General features: G+C 41.2%; 16 protein-coding genes and 1 other RNA gene. 8 read left to right on the forward strand and 9 right to left on the reverse strand.

Translation table 11 applies throughout. The features are described 5' to 3' along the window. Window positions 1-38 precede the first annotated feature (38 nt). The 3 genes from IEW26_RS25420 to IEW26_RS25430 form a co-directional block, all read right to left on the reverse strand. Window positions 39-836: a PP2C family serine/threonine-protein phosphatase gene (locus tag IEW26_RS25420; protein ID WP_188594409.1), complete on the reverse strand. Its 798-nt coding sequence runs from the start codon at window positions 834-836 to the stop codon at window positions 39-41. A 1-nt stretch (window position 837) separates the two neighbouring features. Further along, entirely contained in the window at window positions 838-1,506 is a 669-nt protein-coding gene (locus IEW26_RS25425; protein ID WP_229730036.1) for a vWA domain-containing protein, read from the reverse strand. A 293-nt stretch (window positions 1,507-1,799) separates the two neighbouring features. After that, on the reverse strand, window positions 1,800-2,552 hold the full coding sequence (locus IEW26_RS25430) for a hypothetical protein (RefSeq protein WP_188594410.1): 753 nt from the start codon (window positions 2,550-2,552) through the stop codon (window positions 1,800-1,802). A gap of 127 nt (window positions 2,553-2,679) precedes the next feature. Here IEW26_RS25430 and IEW26_RS25435 point away from each other — a divergent pair, with 127 nt between their 5' ends. Beyond that, complete coding sequence (locus IEW26_RS25435; protein WP_188594411.1) at window positions 2,680-3,408, forward strand: M48 family metallopeptidase; 729 nt, start codon at window positions 2,680-2,682, stop codon at window positions 3,406-3,408. A gap of 41 nt (window positions 3,409-3,449) precedes the next feature. Here IEW26_RS25435 and IEW26_RS25440 read toward each other — a convergent pair whose 3' ends face one another. The 4 genes from IEW26_RS25440 to IEW26_RS25455 form a co-directional block, all read right to left on the reverse strand. Continuing rightward, window positions 3,450-6,389 (reverse strand): type I restriction endonuclease subunit R, encoded by a 2,940-nt coding sequence (locus IEW26_RS25440; RefSeq protein WP_188594412.1) that lies wholly within the window; start codon window positions 6,387-6,389, stop codon window positions 3,450-3,452. Continuing rightward, window positions 6,386-7,669, reverse strand: coding sequence for a restriction endonuclease subunit S (locus IEW26_RS25445; protein ID WP_188594413.1), 1,284 nt, complete (start codon window positions 7,667-7,669; stop codon window positions 6,386-6,388). The genes IEW26_RS25440 and IEW26_RS25445 overlap by 4 nt, the downstream gene beginning before the upstream one ends. Then, window positions 7,662-9,158, reverse strand: coding sequence for a type I restriction-modification system subunit M (locus IEW26_RS25450; protein ID WP_188594414.1), 1,497 nt, complete (start codon window positions 9,156-9,158; stop codon window positions 7,662-7,664). Before IEW26_RS25450 ends, IEW26_RS25445 begins: the two co-directional genes overlap by 8 nt. A 280-nt stretch (window positions 9,159-9,438) precedes the next feature. Further along, a complete protein-coding gene (locus IEW26_RS25455; RefSeq protein WP_188594415.1) occupies window positions 9,439-10,512 on the reverse strand; it encodes a DUF3993 domain-containing protein in 1,074 nt (357 codons plus the stop codon). A gap of 676 nt (window positions 10,513-11,188) precedes the next feature. On the opposite strand from IEW26_RS25455, the gene IEW26_RS25460 reads away from it, so the two are divergent. The 3 genes from IEW26_RS25460 (at window position 11,189) to radC (ending at window position 13,251) form a co-directional block, all read left to right on the forward strand. Continuing rightward, the gene (locus IEW26_RS25460; protein ID WP_188594416.1) at window positions 11,189-11,533 is read left to right on the forward strand and encodes a helix-turn-helix domain-containing protein; all 345 of its coding nucleotides are present in this window, start codon (window positions 11,189-11,191) and stop codon (window positions 11,531-11,533) included. A gap of 143 nt (window positions 11,534-11,676) precedes the next feature. After that, window positions 11,677-12,237 carry a hypothetical protein gene (locus IEW26_RS25465; protein ID WP_188594417.1) on the forward strand — a complete coding sequence of 187 codons (561 nt, stop codon included), beginning with the start codon at window positions 11,677-11,679 and terminating at the stop codon, window positions 12,235-12,237. 408 nt (window positions 12,238-12,645) lie between these two features. Then, complete coding sequence (gene radC / locus IEW26_RS25470) at window positions 12,646-13,251, forward strand: RadC family protein (RefSeq protein ID WP_188594418.1); 606 nt, start codon at window positions 12,646-12,648, stop codon at window positions 13,249-13,251. Window positions 13,252-13,529: 278 nt separating this feature from the next. Here radC and IEW26_RS25475 read toward each other — a convergent pair whose 3' ends face one another. Then, window positions 13,530-14,786, reverse strand: a complete 1,257-nt coding sequence (locus IEW26_RS25475; RefSeq protein WP_188594419.1) for a reverse transcriptase domain-containing protein — start codon at window positions 14,784-14,786, stop codon at window positions 13,530-13,532. A gap of 313 nt (window positions 14,787-15,099) precedes the next feature. On the opposite strand from IEW26_RS25475, the gene IEW26_RS25480 reads away from it, so the two are divergent. The 4 genes from IEW26_RS25480 (at window position 15,100) to IEW26_RS25495 (ending at window position 19,154) form a co-directional block, all read left to right on the forward strand. Then, window positions 15,100-15,654, forward strand: coding sequence for a hypothetical protein (locus IEW26_RS25480; RefSeq protein ID WP_188594420.1), 555 nt, complete (start codon window positions 15,100-15,102; stop codon window positions 15,652-15,654). Beyond that, window positions 15,647-16,288: a hypothetical protein gene (locus IEW26_RS25485; protein WP_229730037.1), complete on the forward strand. Its 642-nt coding sequence runs from the start codon at window positions 15,647-15,649 to the stop codon at window positions 16,286-16,288. Before IEW26_RS25480 ends, IEW26_RS25485 begins: the two co-directional genes overlap by 8 nt. 332 nt (window positions 16,289-16,620) lie before the next feature. Beyond that, window positions 16,621-17,472, forward strand: a complete 852-nt coding sequence (locus IEW26_RS25490; protein ID WP_188594422.1) for a recombinase family protein — start codon at window positions 16,621-16,623, stop codon at window positions 17,470-17,472. Window positions 17,473-17,552: 80 nt separating this feature from the next. Beyond that, a complete protein-coding gene (locus tag IEW26_RS25495) occupies window positions 17,553-19,154 on the forward strand; it encodes a recombinase family protein (protein ID WP_188594423.1) in 1,602 nt (533 codons plus the stop codon). 157 nt (window positions 19,155-19,311) lie between these two features. Here the strand turns inward: IEW26_RS25495 and ssrA are convergent. After that, window positions 19,312-19,676: a transfer-messenger RNA gene (ssrA, locus tag IEW26_RS25500) on the reverse strand. Window positions 19,677-20,321: the final 645 nt, after the last annotated feature.

The raw sequence follows: 20,321 nt of genomic DNA on the forward strand, positions 1-20,321 counted from the left end.
CCTGTACTGTTGATTACGCTTGTTAAGACTTTCATAAGTCAATAATGTTCAAAATTCATAGTTTGTCTTCTTGTTGCTAAAATCAAGCTTTTATCATCATCGGTACGACTATTCACATTATCAGAATCCAGAAAAGCCCCAAGTGAATTAATATAATTGATAGATTCAGTTTCTTGTTGATCTCTAAGTGCTGAAAAAAATGGGCGGAAAAAAGGACTGTATGCACTTTGTGATTGATAATGAAGAGCCAATCTTTGAATACCATCTGAAAACAGAGCAATTTCAGAACAAATTCTACCTGATAACAAGCTGAATTGAAGCATTTCCCTAGCATTTGTTTGGGTTAAAAAAAATGTTGTATTCTCATACTCACCCTGCTGAGGCCAAAATTGCCAGTTATATTCATCTTCTTCCTCAGGACTATTTGTAACGATCGCCCCATCACCAATCTGGGCAAACACAGCACAGGAACGATCAATTACCACTGACAAGTATGTACAAGCAAATTCTCTTGTAGATAGTTCCTTGGCCTCAGCTCGTACTTTAATCTCATTCTGGAAGCGTATTATCCATTCTTCATAAAATTCTCGATTAAGATCGTGAATATAGTTACCTGTACTAACATATGAAGTGATTTCATCTACGAAGAGCGAGCACGCAAGTTCCGAACCAATTTCCGAATGCTTAGCGCTACCTGCACCATCAGATAATACTGCTATAAGAACTTCATTATCATTAGATGTCTGAATTAAATGGCATAATGAATAGTCTTGGCAAGGAATTCCACTCTTTTCATGTGAGGTACCTCGTACAGATGCATTTGCATATTTCCACACTTCAGATCACGCCCCACCCGTCAGGACTTGCTGGATTCTCAAGTTTAATCTGATCACCAGGAGTAGAATGGGAAACAGAGCTCAGGGAATTAGATAGCCATGAAAAAAGTTCTTTGAATCTAAGTCCTTTTAACTTTAATGGATCTCTCACAGAGATTTGTTTAAGTGTGTTCATATCAGCATCCTCCACACCAACAGCAAAAAACATAAATGATTTTGATTCTTCTCCATCCTTCACAAGTGACGCAGCTCGTTGCCAATTGTCCGTTGGAGTACCATCTGTAATTAAAAATATCCACGGTCTATAATAGGAAATACCGTTCTGGTTATACACTTCTTTACGTGACCTTAACATTTCTAGAGCATATTCAATTGCACTTCCCATAGGAGTATCGTTGTTAGCCACCAATGTTGGAGGATAAAACTCATCTGGTGTTTGAAAGTCAGATACATTCTGAACAGGTCCAAAGGTTACTATTGCTAATTCAACCCTTTTAGCTGCCATTGCATCAGAAGTAAGTTCTTCTTTTAAGATTGATAACCCATTATTTAGCTCAGTAATTGGACTTCCATTCATAGAATACGATGTATCAAGCAATAAGATACACGGACATCTTGGCTCTGGGTTTTCCGCAAATTCAGCGGCAAAAGGAATCTGATCAAAACTCACTATAATACACTCCTTATTGTATCCTTTAAATGTGTGCTAAGACTTTGAGCTAAATATCATTCTCATAATCCAACACCTCTGTTTGAAACAATTCGACTATATGCGACTTTTCCCCTCCATTAGTGGGAAGAAACTCCTCAATTATTGTCTAATTCTACTTTTAAGAGCTTTAAATTAGTACTACATTAAACAATGCATTCGTTAACTCTTCTTTGTATTAATGTTCTCAATGCCACTTACTTTTAAAAACTCTTTATTGAAATATTAATGAATCTTATTGAGTTAAAGAGTCCCTAATTTTCAGCAATCCTTTTTACAAGCCTACTCCCAACATCATCTGTCAGGTTTAGTCCCTGGACATTGAGTTGCATACCGTCCCAATCATTATTAGTAAGTATTGGAGCGCTATGTGTATCCAGCTTTAGAGCTTCTTTATTATCTAAACTGACGATTTCACATTCAGCTGCTCTTAGACTTCGGTTCCTTTGCCGTATGTAATACTCGTTGTAATGCGCTTTCCACTGATCAACCGATGATTCCCCAGGTATTCTTGGCCTTCTTTTTTCATCAAATATTATACAACTATCTTTATCAACAGCAGCTTCTGGCGATGCTTTACTCCCGCAAGAATTAAAAGCAAGATTGGGTGGATACGGTGTTAAGTTTGGATTTACAATATACCGACGAGGAGTGAATGCTAAAGATGCTTCCTCATGGGAATTATATACTTTTTTTATTCTTATAGCAGCAACCCCAAAATATGTAGGGGAATTACTTATGTTAGCTATACCTAGATCTTTTAGAATACTTTTGTCTATACGTGTTACATAAATGTAGATATCTCCTACATTAAAATTTTTGCGAGCTCTACAAAGTCCACTTATTAAAGGACGCCTCTCACTTGAGAAAGCAAATGGATCAAAAAAGGGATCAGTACAAGGAGATCGATCCACTAGCATATAAGGCACTCTCTCTACAAACTTTTTTGCATATGTGTACCATGTATTTCGAGTTACCCAGGATTCAAAAGTAAGTAACTTGTACATCTGTTACCATCTCCTTATAAAGATTATGACAAGAAGACTAACATTATCGATATTAATATGGTTTATGACGTTAGAATGTAATCATAATATAATTAGTACAGACATAATTAAAAGGAGCTATTATTATATGCTGCATCATCTTAAATACGGTACAACCGTTATTGAATATAGGCTTACACACAAACCTAATAAAAAGGACATTTCCATCATCGTGGACTTACTTGAAGGAGTCCAAGTTGTTGCGCCTGTTTCGGTTTCACAGCAGCGTCTTGATGAAATTATGTATCAGAAAGCACCCTGGATCTTAAAGAAGCAGTATGCCTTCCGTGAGATCGAAATTGAATCTACTCCTCTTGAATTTTTGAGCGGCGAGAAAATTCGTTACCTAGGGAGAGGATACAGACTCAAAGTAATAAAACAGAACACTGGTCAGCCTTCGCTCTCTTTTAAAAACGGAAGATTCATTGCATCCCTCCCTTCGTGCTATAACCAACAACAGCAAACCGAGGAATTGAAGCAACTCTGCATCAACTGGTACAAACTCCAGGGAACTTCTAAACTTCGAGAGAGAATTAAACATTACAGTAAGCTTACTGAACTCATGCCCACTTCTGTTACACTCAAAGATCAAGAAAAGAGATGGGGGAGTTGCACCAAGAATGGCGATCTTCTCATCAACTGGCGCATCATGATGGCTCCCCTTCGCATTGTCGATTATGTTGTTTTGCATGAAATGGTTCATTTAAAAATCCCTGACCACTCCGAAGCATTCTGGAGTTACCTCCGCTCTGTTATGCCAGATTACGAGGAACGGAAGGAATGGCTTAGAATTAATGGCCCTACGCTTATCCTGTAAATATCCTCATCAGGATGGAATCTGTCACCAGCCCTCTTCCGTTACTTTTTATAATGAATCCTTCCCAAGTCAACAAGTTGGACTGTCAGCGACTCCAACTTATCTTCTGGACACTTAAAGACACGAAGCTGCCGCTTTGTTTGTTTGCGCATTTCACGCTTAACATCATCTTTCTGTGTCCATTCAATAACAGCCAATTCCTGAATCTTCTCCGTAATAACCTCCGTCAGGACTTTGAGAGCCTCCTTGTCTTTTTCCTCAGGAAGCTGCTTCTCCAGCATCAGGAAGAACGGGTACTGCTCTTTAGCCAGTCCTAGACTCTCGCCCTGCTTGGCTGTGTTCCGCATGTCGTCGATAATGTCCTGCATTTTCTTCATCATCTCGAAAATGTCCATCTGCTTCTGTTTACGAGCATCAATGATCTTCTTCAGTCGTTCTCGAAGAGATGTATAGTAGACAGGATTCTCCTCAAGCTTAATACGGATTTCATGCTTAATTGCATGCTCCATTTCGGATGCCTTTGCCTCTCCCTGGAACTGATTTACATGACTCTCGAACTTACTAGACAGGATATCTATTGGATCATGAAGAATTTCGACATTCGAAGCGCTAAGATGATCAGCTATTAATTGCCTTACCTTCTCTCCCAAATCGCTAATATCCATGCCTTCCACTTTGTATCTCGACTTAGCAGCCTGTCTTACCTTTCCTAGAAACCCTAGATCATTGACGTAAGGTTGCGCAAGGGGGTTCGGCATCACCATGTCCATACTCTTAGCAAATTGTTTGAAAAGGTGATCAAATTCATTTCTTACATCCTCTGGCTGCAATATTTGTATGCAACTCTCCAGATCATCGCGTCGAATATAATCAAAGAAACGCATAGCGGCACGATGTCGAGTCTGTAGTCTTGGCAGTTCGCTTTCAATCGGCATAAGGGCACCCTGAATATCGTCCTTAGAGAAAATATCGAGCGCCTTTTCCAGAAAGCTAGAAACGCCGAAGTAATCGACAATCAAGCCGTAGTCCTTACCGTTATATGTTCGGTTTGTACGAGCAATCGCTTGCAGCAGATTATGCTCCTTGAGTGGCTTGTCCAAGTACATCACCTGCTCAATAGGTGCATCAAATCCTGTTAGCAGCTTGTCGCAAACAATTAGAAAGGCCAACTTATCTTCCTCCAGCGGCTTCTTGAACCGCTCAATTAGTACCTTCTCCTCATCCTTCGAGATGGCATACCTCTTCTTATGATCGTCATCATCATTTGTGGACGAATAAATCACTGCCGACTCCAGATCGCTCAGTTCGTCCATCTTTTCCTTATATGTTGCTGCTGCATCTCGTGAGACAGCCACAATCTGCGCCTTGAATCCGTTCGGTTGAATATGTTCCTCATAGTGCTTAATGAGATCAAGCACAATCTGTTCAATACGTTTCGGGCTGGCAATGATAGCTTCTTCGTTAACATACTTCTCCTGAATTCGCTCCCGCGTCTTGGCATCGTATTCACGGAATTTTCGGTCAAAAAGCTGATCCAGCGTTTCACCTTCCACATGCATATTGGTCATTCTCGCTTCGTAGAAGATCGGGACGGTCGCTCCATCGTCAACAGCCTGCTGGATAGTGTATTTGTCTATGTACGAGCCAAAGGTACGCGTCGTGCTTTTGTCTTCCTTGTCGATCGGCGTTCCTGTAAAACCGAGGTAACAAGCATTCGGCATAGCGGTACGCATGTTCATCGCCAGGCCTTTGTACTGCGAACGGTGCGATTCGTCGATCATGACAATAATGTTGGAAGCTGTAGATAGTTCAGGGAAATGCTCTTCTTCTTTATCAGTCTGGAACTTCTGTACCAACGTCATGATCGTCGCCCCTGGTCCCTGCAGCAGCAGTTTCTTCAGGTTCCTAACCCCGTCGGCTTGCTGAGGATTTGCGAACCCACACCGTCGGAACGTATTTGTGATCTGGTTGTCTAGATCCTTGCGATCTGTCACAATGACAATGGTTGGGTTACGCAGTTCTTCAATTCGCCTTAGCTTAACAGCCAGATACAGCATGGTCAGCGATTTCCCACTTCCCTGCGTATGCCAGACTACTCCACCGCGGTCTCTCGAATTTTTTGCCGAAAGAATGCGGTTGATCGCCTTACCTACAGCACGGAACTGCTGGTAACGAGCTAGTTTCTTGATGACTCTGCCACCCTCGGGTTCGAAGACGATAAAGTTCTGAATCAGGTCAAGCAGGTTGGTCTTGGACAACATACCCGCTACAAGAATATCCTGCGGTGTAGGTTTGTCCCCTACTTCTGGATTTGTCAGAGGATAAGGATCTTTCCATTCTCCATAGTGTTGTAACTGTGCCATGATGGTTCCCGCTTTGGCTCTATCGTTGCTGGTTGCAATCAGGATCTGGTTGTAGTGAAAAAGGTGCTCATAGTTCTTCTGGTATCGAAGGATTTGCTTGACTGCTTTGCCGATCTGCTCGTCGATAGAAACCATTGGACTTTTGCATTCAATCAGAACAAGCGGCAGGCCGTTGATGAAGAGGATCAGGTCAGGTCGAATCCCCTTCTCTTCTCCGCCCTTTACAGAGAACTGATCGACGACCAGAAACTCATTGTTATCTGGATTATTAAAGTCAATCAGTTTGATAGTTTGTCCCTTTTTGCCTTTACCAAGATCCTGCTGGACGGAGATGTAGTTAACGAGCATGTTATGGATCTTTTCGTTGGCTTCCATCAGGTTGACGGCATCGATGTGAGTGATAGAGCGGACGACCTTGCTCAGGTTGTTCTCAGATATCCATGGGTTCAGGCGAAGGATAGCATGTGATAATCGTTCGGTTAGAATGACCTCAAGTCCCGACTTGCGCTCCGCATCTAGGGAAGGACCATGCGCATAAGCATAGCCCATCTCCTGAAGTTGCTGGATCAGTCGGTTCTCGACCAGTTTCTTTTCGTTCCATTCTTTGTTGATACTCATATCAGCACCTCAGGTTGATAGACGTTGACGCGGACTTTTCCTGTAAGTAGAGATTGCATTAAGGATCTCTTTAAAGAATTTAGCTTTCCTACTTTTTGCTCTTCACTCTCCAACTTCTGATCAATAGAGAAAAGAATATCCGCAATCTGTTTTTGCTCAACAAGCGAGGGGAGAGCAATAGATAAGCTCAAAAAGGCCGCTTTTGTTATATTTTTCATACTTCCACTTGTACCTGTGGCTATATTACTGATACGCTCTCTCATAGTACTCCATGTTAATACGTAGCTTAACCATAGAGAAATAGCATATTCCGAGTTAATCTCAGCTTGCCAGAGTCTATCAGGCAAATACAAATCAGTATAATCTTTATCTACAAATGAACTTGCTCCTACTAATGCAGGAGTATTCATACGACTTATAATGATAGAATTTTTTTTAGGTGATGTTTTAGCCCTCACCACTTCAGTTGGTAATATCGCTTTATGCTCGCTCGGATTAAATGCTCTATTGGTTACAGCACTTGTTTTAAGGATGCCTTTCTCTCCTTCACATACTGAGCGATTTTCCGAATTCACACTTACACCAGCTTGCAGATTGTTTATAAGCTTACTTAGTGGAACGACACTCCAGTTTACAGGTGTTTTTCCAATCTCGGTATGCTTATATGCCGTATGCCCAATCCCCTTTGTCAGCAACTGCTGCATAAGCCCCTTCTTTACGATTTCCGTCTGCTTGATAATCACTTCTGTTTTTTCAATGGCTTCATCGATAGAAGAAAGGATTTCAGCGATTTTTTGTTGTTCTTTAAGAGGAGGAAGGTCAATATCAATGTCACGAATTAACTTTAAGTTTAAACCAGATCTTGTATCATTACCTGTTATATTTCGTATCTCTTCATATCTTGATTCAAGGTTATAAAAAACATACCTTGGAATTGCAAGTGAAGCGTTCGGCACTATCCCTGCTAAAGACTGATTGCAACATAGTTCTGATTCCAGTATTGCCACAGTACCTCTTGTTCTCCCTTGACCATTCATAGCTATCATCACTGTATCTTTAGGCAACATTCTTGTATTTGAATTTTGAAATCCCAGTTTACTTATACTTCCAGGAACTTTCTTAATTCTTTTCAAGTGTATATCTCCCGAAGCCATCCAAGGAATTGTTCCATTATTCCAATACGTAGGTATACTCTTATTGGGAGTCCCACCTGTATAAACTTCTGCTAAGTTGCCAATTTTTGTTTTTTTAAAATCTGCTACCTTTGTTCTTTCATGCATTGTAACCCAACTCCTTCAAAAAACCGTACATCCTGGCTTCAATTTCTTTGCGCTCTATTTCCAGCTGCTGCAAAGCTGCAATCGCCTCTTCTACCTCAATCTCTTCCTCGACTTCTGCAGAATCAATATAACGAGCGATGTTCAGGTTGTAATCGTTCTGTCGGACATCGTCCAGGCTGACTACACGAGCGTATTTCTCAACGTCCTGCCAAGTATCATAGGCGGATACAATCTTTTCAATATCTTGTTCTCTCAGCGTATTCTGATTCTTGCCTTCTTGGTAGCCCTGCGCGCCGTTAATGAACAAAACTTTGCCTTTTTTACGCTCTTCCTTATTACGGTTTAAGAGTACGATACAAGCAGGAATACTCGTTCCATAAAAGAGGTTGGATGGAAGGCCGATTACAGCTTCAACCAGTCCTTCTTCGCCATAGACACCTTCCAACAGACCTTCGCGAATCTTTCGTTCGGCCCCTCCGCGGAACAGGATGCCATGCGGCATCACAACGCCTGCTTTGCCGTTATAGTTAAGCGTCGAAGCCATGTGCTGCACAAAACCAAGATCTCCCTTATCCTTCGGTGGAATACCAAAACGGAATCGGCCGTAAGGATCAACTTCCGCTTCTTCGCGTCCCCAGTTACTCAGGGAGAACGGCGGATTCGCGATTACGCGATCATAGAGGATCAATTCGCCGTCTTCAACCAGCTTCGGCTCGCGGATTGTATCGCCTCTTTCGATGCGGTGATCGCTCAGTCCGTGCAGGAGCAGGTTCATTTTGCAGATTGCCCATGTATTTAGGTTGCGCTCTTGTCCATGCAGCGTCAGGTTGCGAGGATTGCCGCCTTTGGACTTAATATAATCGACGGACTGAATCAACATACCGCCTGAACCTGCTGTAGGGTCGCAAATCCGCATGCCTTCTTCAGGTTTGATCAGGTTGACGATCAGTTCAACGACTTTGCTTGGCGTGTAAAACTCTCCGCCTTTTTTACCTGCATCGTCAGCGAACTGTTTGATTAAGTACTCATAAGCGCGTCCCAACATATCAGGCTCGGTCAAGTTGTCGTTACGAAGGTTCAAAGTTCCGAAATGTTGAATTAGACGCAAGATCAGCTTGTCTGGCAGCTTCTCTCGATCATTGAAGTCAATGCTGGCCAATACGCCTTGAAGCTTCGAATTCTCTTCTTCCAGCTTCTCAAAAGCCACATTGATAGCAGCGCCCAAGTCGCTGGTAAGCGAAGACAGGTAAGCCCAGCGTGCACGTTCTGGCACAAAGAACTGGTGCTCGTCTCTGTCCGTCCAACCATATGACTCGCCTTCCTCTTTTTCGATCTTCTCAGCAACTTCGACGAATACGTCGTTCAGACGCTTGAGGAAAAGCATCCCAAAAATATAGTTTTTATAGTCAGAGGAATCAATACTTCCTCTTAGAATATTAGCAGATTCCCATAAATGGGATTCAAGTTGTTGCAAAGTAAGTGCGCTCATGCTGGCCTCCTAAATCCTTGTCTTGCTTAATTTCAAGTTGATATAAATATCTTAGCGTTGTCAATTCAACAAACATTGTCCTTTACATCATACTACAATCCCTTTGTCCTCATGTAGTTACAATTCCATATTACATAATTTTTCAGAATATAAATATAATTGAACTAAGGAATCTATTTAAAAAGATAGTCAGTCTGGCATCAACCATAGACTTAACAAAAAATAGAGTACCCTTTTAAGGGTACCCTGGATTTTAATCTCTACAGCTATACTTCAATTACTACATCGTTTTAAATCTGTCTACTTTCCAGCCATACTTTGTTTTCACCAGAGTTGCACTATAGGTTACAGTATACAGATCACCTTCTACATTCTCAGTAATAGATTGAGTCACCGTAGCTGATTGCTTATCGGATGAGAGTTTGAACGTTGCTTTTTTATTCGGGTTGAAAGCAGGCAGTAGCCAAGTGTAATCATCACTACCCAAATATTGAGGGGTCACTCGCCCCTCACTGTCAGACAACAACCCTTCTGCATTGACTCGATCCAAGAAGTTATAGGTAAAAAGTGGCTCTAGTTTCTTATTAAAATTATTAAGGGTTGTGGGAACTGACATCGACACCTGTCTTGTACGAGCATTTTGCAAAAGATTCAAAGCCGTTTTAGAAGTGATACTATCTACTTTTTTCCGTTTAGTATCCTCAATACCATCCTGACCATAGATGACCTTAATGTATTTTTTCTTGCTCACATCCCATTTATAAACCATCTTATCGTAAATACCATCTGCTTTGGAGAGAGAGCGTGTTTCTAAAGCATCATAATATTGCAAACCATAAATTTCATCACTTCCGTCTTTATCAGAGTCCTTAATGATGGCTTCTTCTCTCACCAATGACCCTGTACTATAAATCTTATTTAACTTTCCAGATTGAAGTAAAGTGACATCAACGGATACCCCACCATTCCCAGTACCATAGACTATAGCTAATGCATTTTTATAGGTTTTATTTTTAATTTTCTTAAGCCCTACAACGTTTTGTCCTTCTACACTCTTAGATGTTATTTTCTTTCCGTCTTTAGTGTAAATACCTATGTAACCAATAATCCAGTCCCCTTGAACTTTGCTTGTAGCTGTAATCACTATCTCTTCAGACTTATCATTATTGATATCATAGAACATTGGGCTTGAGACCGTTTTGATGTCTAATTGAAACTCTTTCGCAAAGCTTGCCTGAGCAGTATACGCTGATTGTATTTGAGCAGAGCCAGCAGAATAAACTGAGGACAATGAGGATATTCCCAGTACCAATATAGATGTAACCAATAATGCAGCAGTGATTTTTCTTATCATTTTGACATCTCCTTTTAGGTGCAGACCTATATAATATATAGATTTTAATTTCATTACACATTGTGTTCGCTAATTTGTTTTCAAAAGCTTATTAGAACAGCGTTTCGAGGTTGATATCATATATTGGGGTTTTCTATACAACAAGCGGACTAATACAGGGGGAGTTGTTGCATAATATGATCGTATACATGATAAATTCTCTATTACCAGGCTAAAAATCAACATTTTTCCAACCCTAGTTACTTATCATTATAAATCAGTGATTCATTTAGAATCGGCCACCCCCTCCTGCCATTGTCATCTATAACAATAGAAGTAAGCTGAATATACCAGCAGCAATGACAATCAATAATATAAAAATGATTAGACAGCCATACTTAAACGTGTCCTTCTTTGTGGTCGCAGAGAAAAATAACCCAATTATAAATATTAGACCAATCAATAATGCAATTATCATAGTAAAGTCCCCCTACAGCATATATTCCAATACTTCCTCCTCTCCTCTTACTCAAGCATTCTAATTTGTATTTTCTAATCAATCTAAAGACTAGTCCCTTTCATATATCTTATTTATATCACTTATAGTCCTTAAAAGGTATATTAAAATGTTTTATTGTCCTTATAATCCCTAGAACCATTCTTATCTTTTCGTTAACGTGGCTCTAGAGGTGATAATATGTCTGATTGGCTCATTGTAATCGGAGCCCGAATAAGAGCATCACGTATAAGTAAAGGGTTAAGCCAAGAACGTCTAGCAGAGATGTCCGAGCTTAACGCTTCTTATATTGGTAAGATTGAACGAGGAGAGAAGAACATTACAGTTCGAAGCCTAGAGAAAGTCACCACAGCATTGGACATGCCTATATCAGAATTATTTGAACACATTAAACCAATAGGTCATGAAAATATACCTGCTCCATACACATTAGCCAAGATCATAACACTGCTTCAAAATAGAACTGAAACAGATCAACAAAAGGCGCTCGAACTTCTTCAACTTGTCCTCAGTTGGAATGACTAGTTTTAATAAAGCAGTTTCTCTCAGCATGGGGAAACTGCTTTTGACATGAAAGGAGGTGAGAAAAACATAAACTTGCTTCTTAAAATTACTAAGATAGAAATTCAAAAACAAAAAGTTCAAATAACAATGAAGGAGTGTATTACATGGACAACCAAAAGGAGATTTTGTTCGTAAAAAAACACATTAGTAATGATAATATTCAATGGAATATAACTCTGTACAGACAGCCTATAAACTATTATGTACCTCCTTTCTTTAGTAAAAAATACGGGGTGCTTCATGGGTTCACACTCATTGAAACTTATGGGCTAATGATTAGACAAACAGTATATGGAAGTGAACTAGAGTTCTATGAATGGGACCTAGGCCCACTATCTTGCCAACAGTACGAAGTTAACTATCTAAGTAATCTTCTATGTCGTTCCCCTATACTGGATCGAAATCTGATTTACCGCACTGTAAAAGAGGAGACTTTGACTTGGTGCAACAATCATTGGAAAAGCCCCTTTGGGAAAGTTGCTGAGAAGACACTTCTTCGAAAGACACAAATAGAGCTCGAGGGACCGCCACCCCTACCAGTGAAAAATTCAGAGAAATATGTTTCACGGGCAACGAGGTTAACAACTGCCTACGGAGCTTTAAGAGGACTGAAAATTCCAGATAAATTAAATCCAAAAAATAAAGGCCATTCTTCTAATAACTAGAGGAATGGCCTTTTTGCTATACAGAGAAAATAGGATGAGTGAGAGTAGTCCATGAAAGGAGCGTGAATCTATTGAATGATAAGAAGGGTTTACCTGAGAATCTAACAATTACACTGCGACAACTTGTAATGAACTGACACATCCAGATGGCTGGGACAGTTCTCTACGTATACTTCAAACGATCTTGGAAACTCGATGATCAGCTTTCTGATTATTATGTCTCCCGATACTTTACTAAATACTTCCCCTCTCAAGTAGCTAAGCATCATCGTCAGTCTGAAAAGCAGATATAAAAAGAATCGCTCCGCAAAGCGATCCTAAAGGTTGATACTAATACGCTATTTGGATTTCCTAAAACATACAAGAAAGGCACTATACCTGATTCTTGAACGGAGGATTAATAAATCAATGGAACACAATGCACATCTGTACAGAACATTTATCGCTAGAACTTTGCGTGAGAATATAGAAAGTTATACCGTAAATCAGTTCATTGAAAGATTCTCAACACCACATGATCTGCTTGATACTACTCAGGAAGAATTGATGGAAATACAAGGTATAGGCAAAGTCAAAGCAAGTCAGATTATATCTGCAATTGAGATAGTCAAAATGCTTAACACTCCTAGACAGGCAAAGACTATAATTCGCTCTCCTAAAAACGCATATGAAGTATTACACAACGATCTTGCTCTAAAGAATAGGGAGTTTTTCGTTTGCTTGTTTCTTAACACTAAGAACTACTTGATTGCCAAAGAAATCATATCCATAGGCAGTCTTAACGCAGCCATAGTTCACCCTAGAGAATTGTTTCGCTCAGCTATAAAAAGGGCAAGCGCATCTGTTATTTGTGCTCACAATCACCCTAGTGGCGATCCTACACCATCCAATGAAGACATTATTCTTACCAAACGGCTGGTTGAAGTCGGAAATCTCATCGGTATACCCTTGCTCGACCATATGATCATAGGTGATGGTAGCTATGTATCATTAAAAGAGAGGGGCTACATGTAACTCATTTCCCAAGGTTAGCACAAATACAAAGAAGACTAGCTGCCAAATAGCTAATCCTCAGTATAATGCTTAAAACCTAAAAACCCTCTCATTCTAGTAACCCAAGCTTAACTTAGGATATCTCTAGATAGCTTATGGTTACCCAAGGTATCTCTTACTCTCCACGGTGCACTCCTATTGGCTACAGGTAGGTCTCTCTATCGTACTACGTTATCTTCATAGGATAGGTGCTTACTCTTACTACCGTTGTTCGCGCTGGGCGGGCCGCGCTTGGTGGCTCAACTATCTCTTGTAACCGTCTGGCTATGGAGCTCCTGATTTCTTTCTTGTGCTCTCTTGAACTCCTCATACATTGGGATAATCCCGAGTTGTTTCAAAGTACCTTTTGTAACTGGTTCTTTACTCGAAATTCTCTTCTGTATCCCTTTATGGATGATTGCCATGACTTGTCTTTCTAATTGTCTTATTTCAGCTGTTCCGTTGCCTAAGCTGTAGTAATTGAGCCAGCCACGGATAACCCCATTACATTCCTCTACTAGGCTTTCGGGGCTTTCTCCCATCCTTATCGGCGCGCTAACCAACTTCTCAATACCGTTGATAAGCTTCTGCTTAGCCTTACTGGATGGCTTTATTCCACCTCTATAAATGTGGTAGCCCAAGAATGCGACTCCCTCTGTGACCTTCAGGACATTCTTACCTACCTCATCTTTGTTCTTAGATTCCAATCCTAGGTTCATCTCAATGTAGGCCCTACACTTATTTGCCGCAATTTCGGCCTCCTGCTCGCTTTTAAACATAAGCAGGTAATCGTCCGCGTACCTTATCAACTTCCACCCTTGAGTTTCCGCGTACTCGTCTAACTCATGTAGGTATACATTTGCTAGTATTGGTCCTATGACGCTCCCTTGAGGTACCCCTTTACCTCTAACCTCTTCCCCTCCACATCCTGCTATCATGCGGTTTACCAATTCATTTATGTTTGCATCCTCAATTATATTAGCGAAGGTTCTTCTTAACTTCTTGTGAGGTATGGTGTCAAAGCATCGACTAATATCTCCTTTGACCACATACTGATAACCTGAATCAGCTAATTCTTTTACCCTTATTAAAGCCGTGTGCGCACTACGACTCGGGCGGAAACCATAGCTGCATTCTAGGAATATCTTTTCAAAGAGTGGTTCAATAACATTAAGGACTGCTTGCTGGGCAATACGATCGGTTACCGTGGGGATGTATATCAATCTTTTGCTTGTTAGATCCTTGGGTATCTCCACTGTTCTAAGGGGACTCGTGACATATTCCATTTTAATCAGCTGTTCCTGTATATCCTTTAGGTAAGTCTGTTCGTTTGCTTTATATTGTTTAATGTTCATTCCATCAGTGCCGTATGATCCCTTATTAGCAATCACCTTCTTAGAAGCAGCTTGCAGGTTATCCCATGAAGTAACTTGATCATACAAGTTCTTCTCGGAAGATTTGCGAGTCGGGGTGATTTGGCCACCCAGCCGCTTACCCTTTATTCGATTTCTTGCCATTCTATCCTCTCCTCTGTTACAAGGGGGTAGCAAGTAAATCGTTCTCTTATTCTGCTTCGAGCTCTGATTCTCGCGTTCCCTCCCTTGATAAGTCCGAATTGTTGTTCCGATCCCAGCTAAGCCGCCTCCTCCTTGTACTCATTAAGAAGAAGGTTATGCGTTTGAGTACATCTGGGTTATGAATGTATATTAAACTATCCCGCACAAAAAAAAGCAACTAGTTTGTTTTGTTTCTTTATAACAAAAACTTATACTTGCATTCGTTAACCATATAGCTTACCCTATATCTATATTGAAAGGGGACGTGCCTGTAATGAGTTTACCAAGATGGATCGAGACAGAAGAATTGCTTCATTTTATCAACACAAACAACACTCCTGGACAAAGAGAGGCATGGATCAGAAATGAATTTAATGCAATCTATCCTGGAGAGTACACCCCTCCCAAAGTGGCTGATCAGTGTAAAGTAATTACAGCACAAGGACTTAGAAAACTTGAGAACGAAGAGGGATCAAGACCTAGACATTCCACGCTCAAAGCACTCTCAGAGTTCTATAATATCCCCTTGGAGGTTTTTACCGAGCCAACACCTGAGCGTTTCTATCTCGGAAAACCAAAGTCCAAATTAAAGTCCTCAGATGTACGTGGGCCATTCTATAGGCTCAATTTATCAGCCACACTTGAGAAACCTAGCGGTGAGGTTGAAACGCAACCTCTTATATCTGACCTTACTTTAAGACACATGGATTTTGAACAACTGTGTGATATGATCAAAATGCTTGAGAGCTGGATAAAAAAAGGACTGGTTAAGCAGGGACAACTGGATGATGCCTATGACAAACTAATGAGGAATGAAGAGAATGATTGATCTTGCAAAGGGTATAGCACTATCTTCTGCACATATAGAGGAAGCAGTAACTTCAGTTGCGCCCGTTTTCATTTCAGAGGTGGATAGCAAAGTCGAATTTACTACTCGCTTCCCAAACATGATGATCACTCTTTGGTCTCTGATTGTACTCCTCCAAAAGTATCCTTCACAGAATCAGTTCTTGGATTACTACTTAAAAGTTCACAAAGATGTACTCCAGAACCTCCCTCAAAATGCGGTTAAAGCCAGAGTGTTACGCACCTATCCTTCTATAACCAGAGAGGTACACTTCTATAGTCTGGTAAGTGAGTCATGTCTGTTTAATCAAGTAGAGTATTCAATTCATGATGATGTAGCCCAAGGTGTTGATCTCCAAGTTTACCTTCGAGGAATTTGTTACAACATATCTTGTTTTGTACTCACCAAAAGATCCCTCCACTTTCGCGAGATCAAAAAAAGTAACCGTCACGTGAATATACCCAACTCAATAGAACTACCAATTGAACTATCATCGGGAAAATATAAAAATGGATGGGTGTTTTTTGACAAACCACATGTGGAATCCTTGTTTTGGAAAACAGTCGACTATGCATGGCTCCATTACGATCAGCATCCTTTAGATTTAATAGTTTAAGTCCCCCTTCCGTCCCCTGAGGGGACACACAAAGGGTTCTACCCTTTGCAATCCCAGCACTCGGCGTGAGCCGCCCCTTGGCATTTAGCCAAGGGCATGATACATGCGTTGGCTTAGTAAAAACGCCAATCCAGGCTAAAATGAATTCGCTATCGCTCAGCCTTGACTGCCTTACTATCAACTTAACGATCTCATATACCTGAATCCAATAGGATTCGGGCTTTTTGCTTTTCACAGTGAATATCGAGTGGTGAGAAGCGCTCAAAAAAGAAATGTGGATAGACTGCATTTACTTAATAGTGACTGACACAGAGGAAAGGAAATGATGGAAAATGAATGTAGTGACTTATCTTCGTGTATCATCTGAACAACAAGCAGAACGTGAACTATCCATCCCTGCTCAACGAGAAGCACTGCAATCATATGCGGATGAGCTTGGATGGTCTATCGTGAATGAATATATAGATGAAGCAAAATCTGCAAAGACAGATGGAAGACCAGATTTTCAACGGATGATTGCGGATGCTCAGAAAACAGATAAACACTTTGATGCAATTGTCGTCCACAAGTTTGATCGGTTCAGTCGCAATCGTGCTGACCATGCCATCTACAAAGCATTGCTGAAAAAGCACGGTGTTACCGTAGTATCTGCATCCGAGCCTGTTGATGCGGATACTCCACATGGTTTTCTGCTGGAGTCGATGCTGGAAGTAATCAGTGAGTTTTACAACGTTAACCTGCGTCACGAGACATTGAAGGGGATGCGGGAAAATGCATCTCAAGGATTTCATTGTGGTGGCAGAGTACCATTCGGTTATCGACGTGTTCAGACAGGCAGAAAAGTCACGTATGAGCTTGGCACGGATAAAGAGGTCAAACTAGTCCAGCAAATGTTCCAGATGGCGGCAGAAGGTCATGGAGGCAAGCGAATTGCCCGTGAATTGAATAATCAAAACATTATTAAGGGGAGAAGGTGGGCTCCATCCACAGTGCTTGCCATCCTCGACAATCCAGTGTATCTCGGCAAGCGTGTATGGAATAAGAAGTCGGATGCACATGGGAAACAGAATGATATTTCCGAGTGGATCGTCACAGAGAACGCACATCCAGCCATTGTTAATCAAGAGACTTGGGATGCCGCTCATGCATCGTTGATGGCAAGGAAAGTCACTAAAACAAAATAGTATGCAGTTTCATCACAGGTACTCCAAAACGGTGTACCTGTTTTTTTATGCCTAAAACAAGAAAAAGGAGCTGTCTTCAAATGAAAGTATCTATTTATGTCCGTGTGTCTTCAGATCGCCAAGTAGAGAAAGAGTTGTCCGTTCCAGCGCAGGTTAAAGCCATTCAGCAATATTGTCTGGAGAAAGGTTGGATCATCGTCAATGAGTTCATTGAGAAAGGAAAATCAGCAAAGACGGATGATCGTCCAGAGTTCCAGAAGATGATTGCATTAGCTAAACGTCCAAATCGACCGTTCGACGCGGTTGTTGTTCACAAGTTTGATCGGTTTTCTCGCAAACGAGATGACCACGTTATCTACAAAGCATTACTGAATCAATCTGGTGTGAAGGTCATCTCAGTCACGGAGCAGACAGAGGCAGAGACGCCGCAGGACATGTTGCTGGAAGGGATGCTGGAGGTCATTTCAGAGTTCTTCAATGCGAACTTAGCTACTGAGGTAAGAAAGGGTATGACGCAGAATGCGAAGCTAGGATACAACAATGGTGGCACGCCACCATATGGATATCGTACAGAACATATTGCTCTTGGAAATAGTAAAACCAAAGCAGTATGGGTACTCGGCCCACGTGAAGAGATAGATGTCGTAAAATGGATCTTCAACCAGTATGCTCATGAAGGAATTGGTTATACAAAGATAGCCTCTGAACTTAACCGCCGACAAATCCCCTCCCAGAAAGGCGGCACATGGGCATCCAGCACAATCAGAGCCATCATTTTTAACGAGGCTTATGTTGGTCGGCGTTGCTGGAACAAGCAAGATTATCAAACCAAAGGTAAAAAGTGGCGTGACCGTTCAGAGTGGATCATTACAGAAAATGCCCACCCTTCAATTATATCGGAAGATATATTTAACAAATGCCAAGAGAACGCAAAGAAAAGAAATACTGGCGGTGGAGAAACACATAAGCCTTTTGATAGCAAACTAGCCTCCCCTTTCTGGTTACGAGGGGTTATGGTATGCGAAAAGTGCGGTTCACGAATGGTAGGTAACTCCACATCAAGTAAAATGAAAGGTGGAAAAAAACAATACTATGTATGCGGCGGTTACCTTAGAAAAGGTAAGGACTTCTGTCCATATGCTGGATGGAATAAGGAACGGATAGAAGAGATTGTCTCTAATCGTTTACGCATCCATATAATGAGTCTGCTCATGGGGAATAATCTAGTCGAAGAAATGCGACAATTCTACACCGAGAGTAATCAGCAACATACTACTCAGAAAATAATTATGGAAAGCGAACTCGAATTTTTGAAAAAACGAATAGAGTTAATCGAAGATGACATCTCAATAGGAAAGGCAAAGCCTTATCATCAGGAAATGCTCGCAGAGATGCAAAACGAGTTGAGGGAGAAGTCAGAGTCTTACCTACGGCTAACATCTAACTGGTCCGAATTCCATGTGCCTAAGGAGTACGTTGCAGGTATCCGATATGATATTCATTCTTTCATTAGTCTACTAGATCAAGAAGTGCCCAATCCACAGTTATTGCATGCTTTAGCTAGTAAGTATATCTCGAAGCTTTACATCAACAGAGATACTAAAAAGATCTATTTGAGTCTCCAACTGACTATGAATGACAAGCTTATGTATGAAAAAACAATGGTGAGCGAATGGAAGTAAGTTCTGATTCATTGTGCCACCACACCTTAAATCAAACAAAATAATTCTGATGCCCTATAGTTACTGGTAAAACCCCAGTAATTGTAGGGTTTCTCAAACCACCATGTATAAGAACAAAGAAAAAAAGCACCCATCAAGGTGCTTCTTCTGATACTACTAATGGAGGCGAGGGGAGTCGAACCCCTGTCCGAAGATAACGACACATAAGCTTCTACGGGTGTAGTCACAGTTTTGATGTCACCCGAGTATCGCCCCGTAACCGGCTATACGTTGGGTCAGCCTGATTGTCTTCTTCAGCACACCCCAGGCGGAGATGTGACAGCGTATCCCACTACTTGTTAGCCCCTAGTCCTGTCACATGGGCGATGCAGGGTAGAAGCACGCACACAGTTTCTTAGGCTGCGAAAGCGTAGTTTGTTTGTTGTTTGCCGTTTAATAGGCTTTAGCGTTGATGAAGCGGACGCGTCCCCACTACCCGCTACCCATGCTCGAACTATCCCCGTCGAATCCATAAACGCCCCCTCATATAAGAAGGGCTCCAGGATTAATCCGTGAATACGGAGCAAAGGTGCTGCACATCTAATCCCTCCAAGGTGAAAAGATGCTTCTTTCATACTCGGCATTCCTGTCTGCTACATGAATAATCATATCACAGCCTGAATCACCGATATAGTGCAGATTGCTGGAAGGCAATCCAGTAAACTGAGCGCAGATGCAAGGTTATCCAATATCCGACTTGATCAGATCACTCAACCTGACACATCAAGCTCAATCGTCTACATATTATACCGCGTCAATCATCGGAAGTAAAGTTTGCCCAAACACACATTATGTCTTGTAATTATGTGCCGACACACCTTTATCCTGAAGATTAACATCCGGCAAACCGTGCACCACCTGTAACGCACATCATACAGATAATGCTAAGTCGATTTCGCCATTCACCAGAATTATCAAGCGAAAACACTATACATTCTTACCTGATCCTATTCTTCTTCATCCATTTCCAATCCAATTTGACACCCTTGGTGACATTAACTTACCCACCATCAAACCACTTTACGCAATAACCATCATAAAAAAACCCCACTCGCGTCAACCCATGGCAAGATGTGAGGACTCCTAGCGTTCATTACTCCATCCAACAGGTTAGCCGGCAGACTAATT

Source organism: Paenibacillus silvae (genome assembly GCF_014639235.1).
GTDB classification, from domain to species: domain Bacteria; phylum Bacillota; class Bacilli; order Paenibacillales; family Paenibacillaceae; genus Paenibacillus; species Paenibacillus silvae.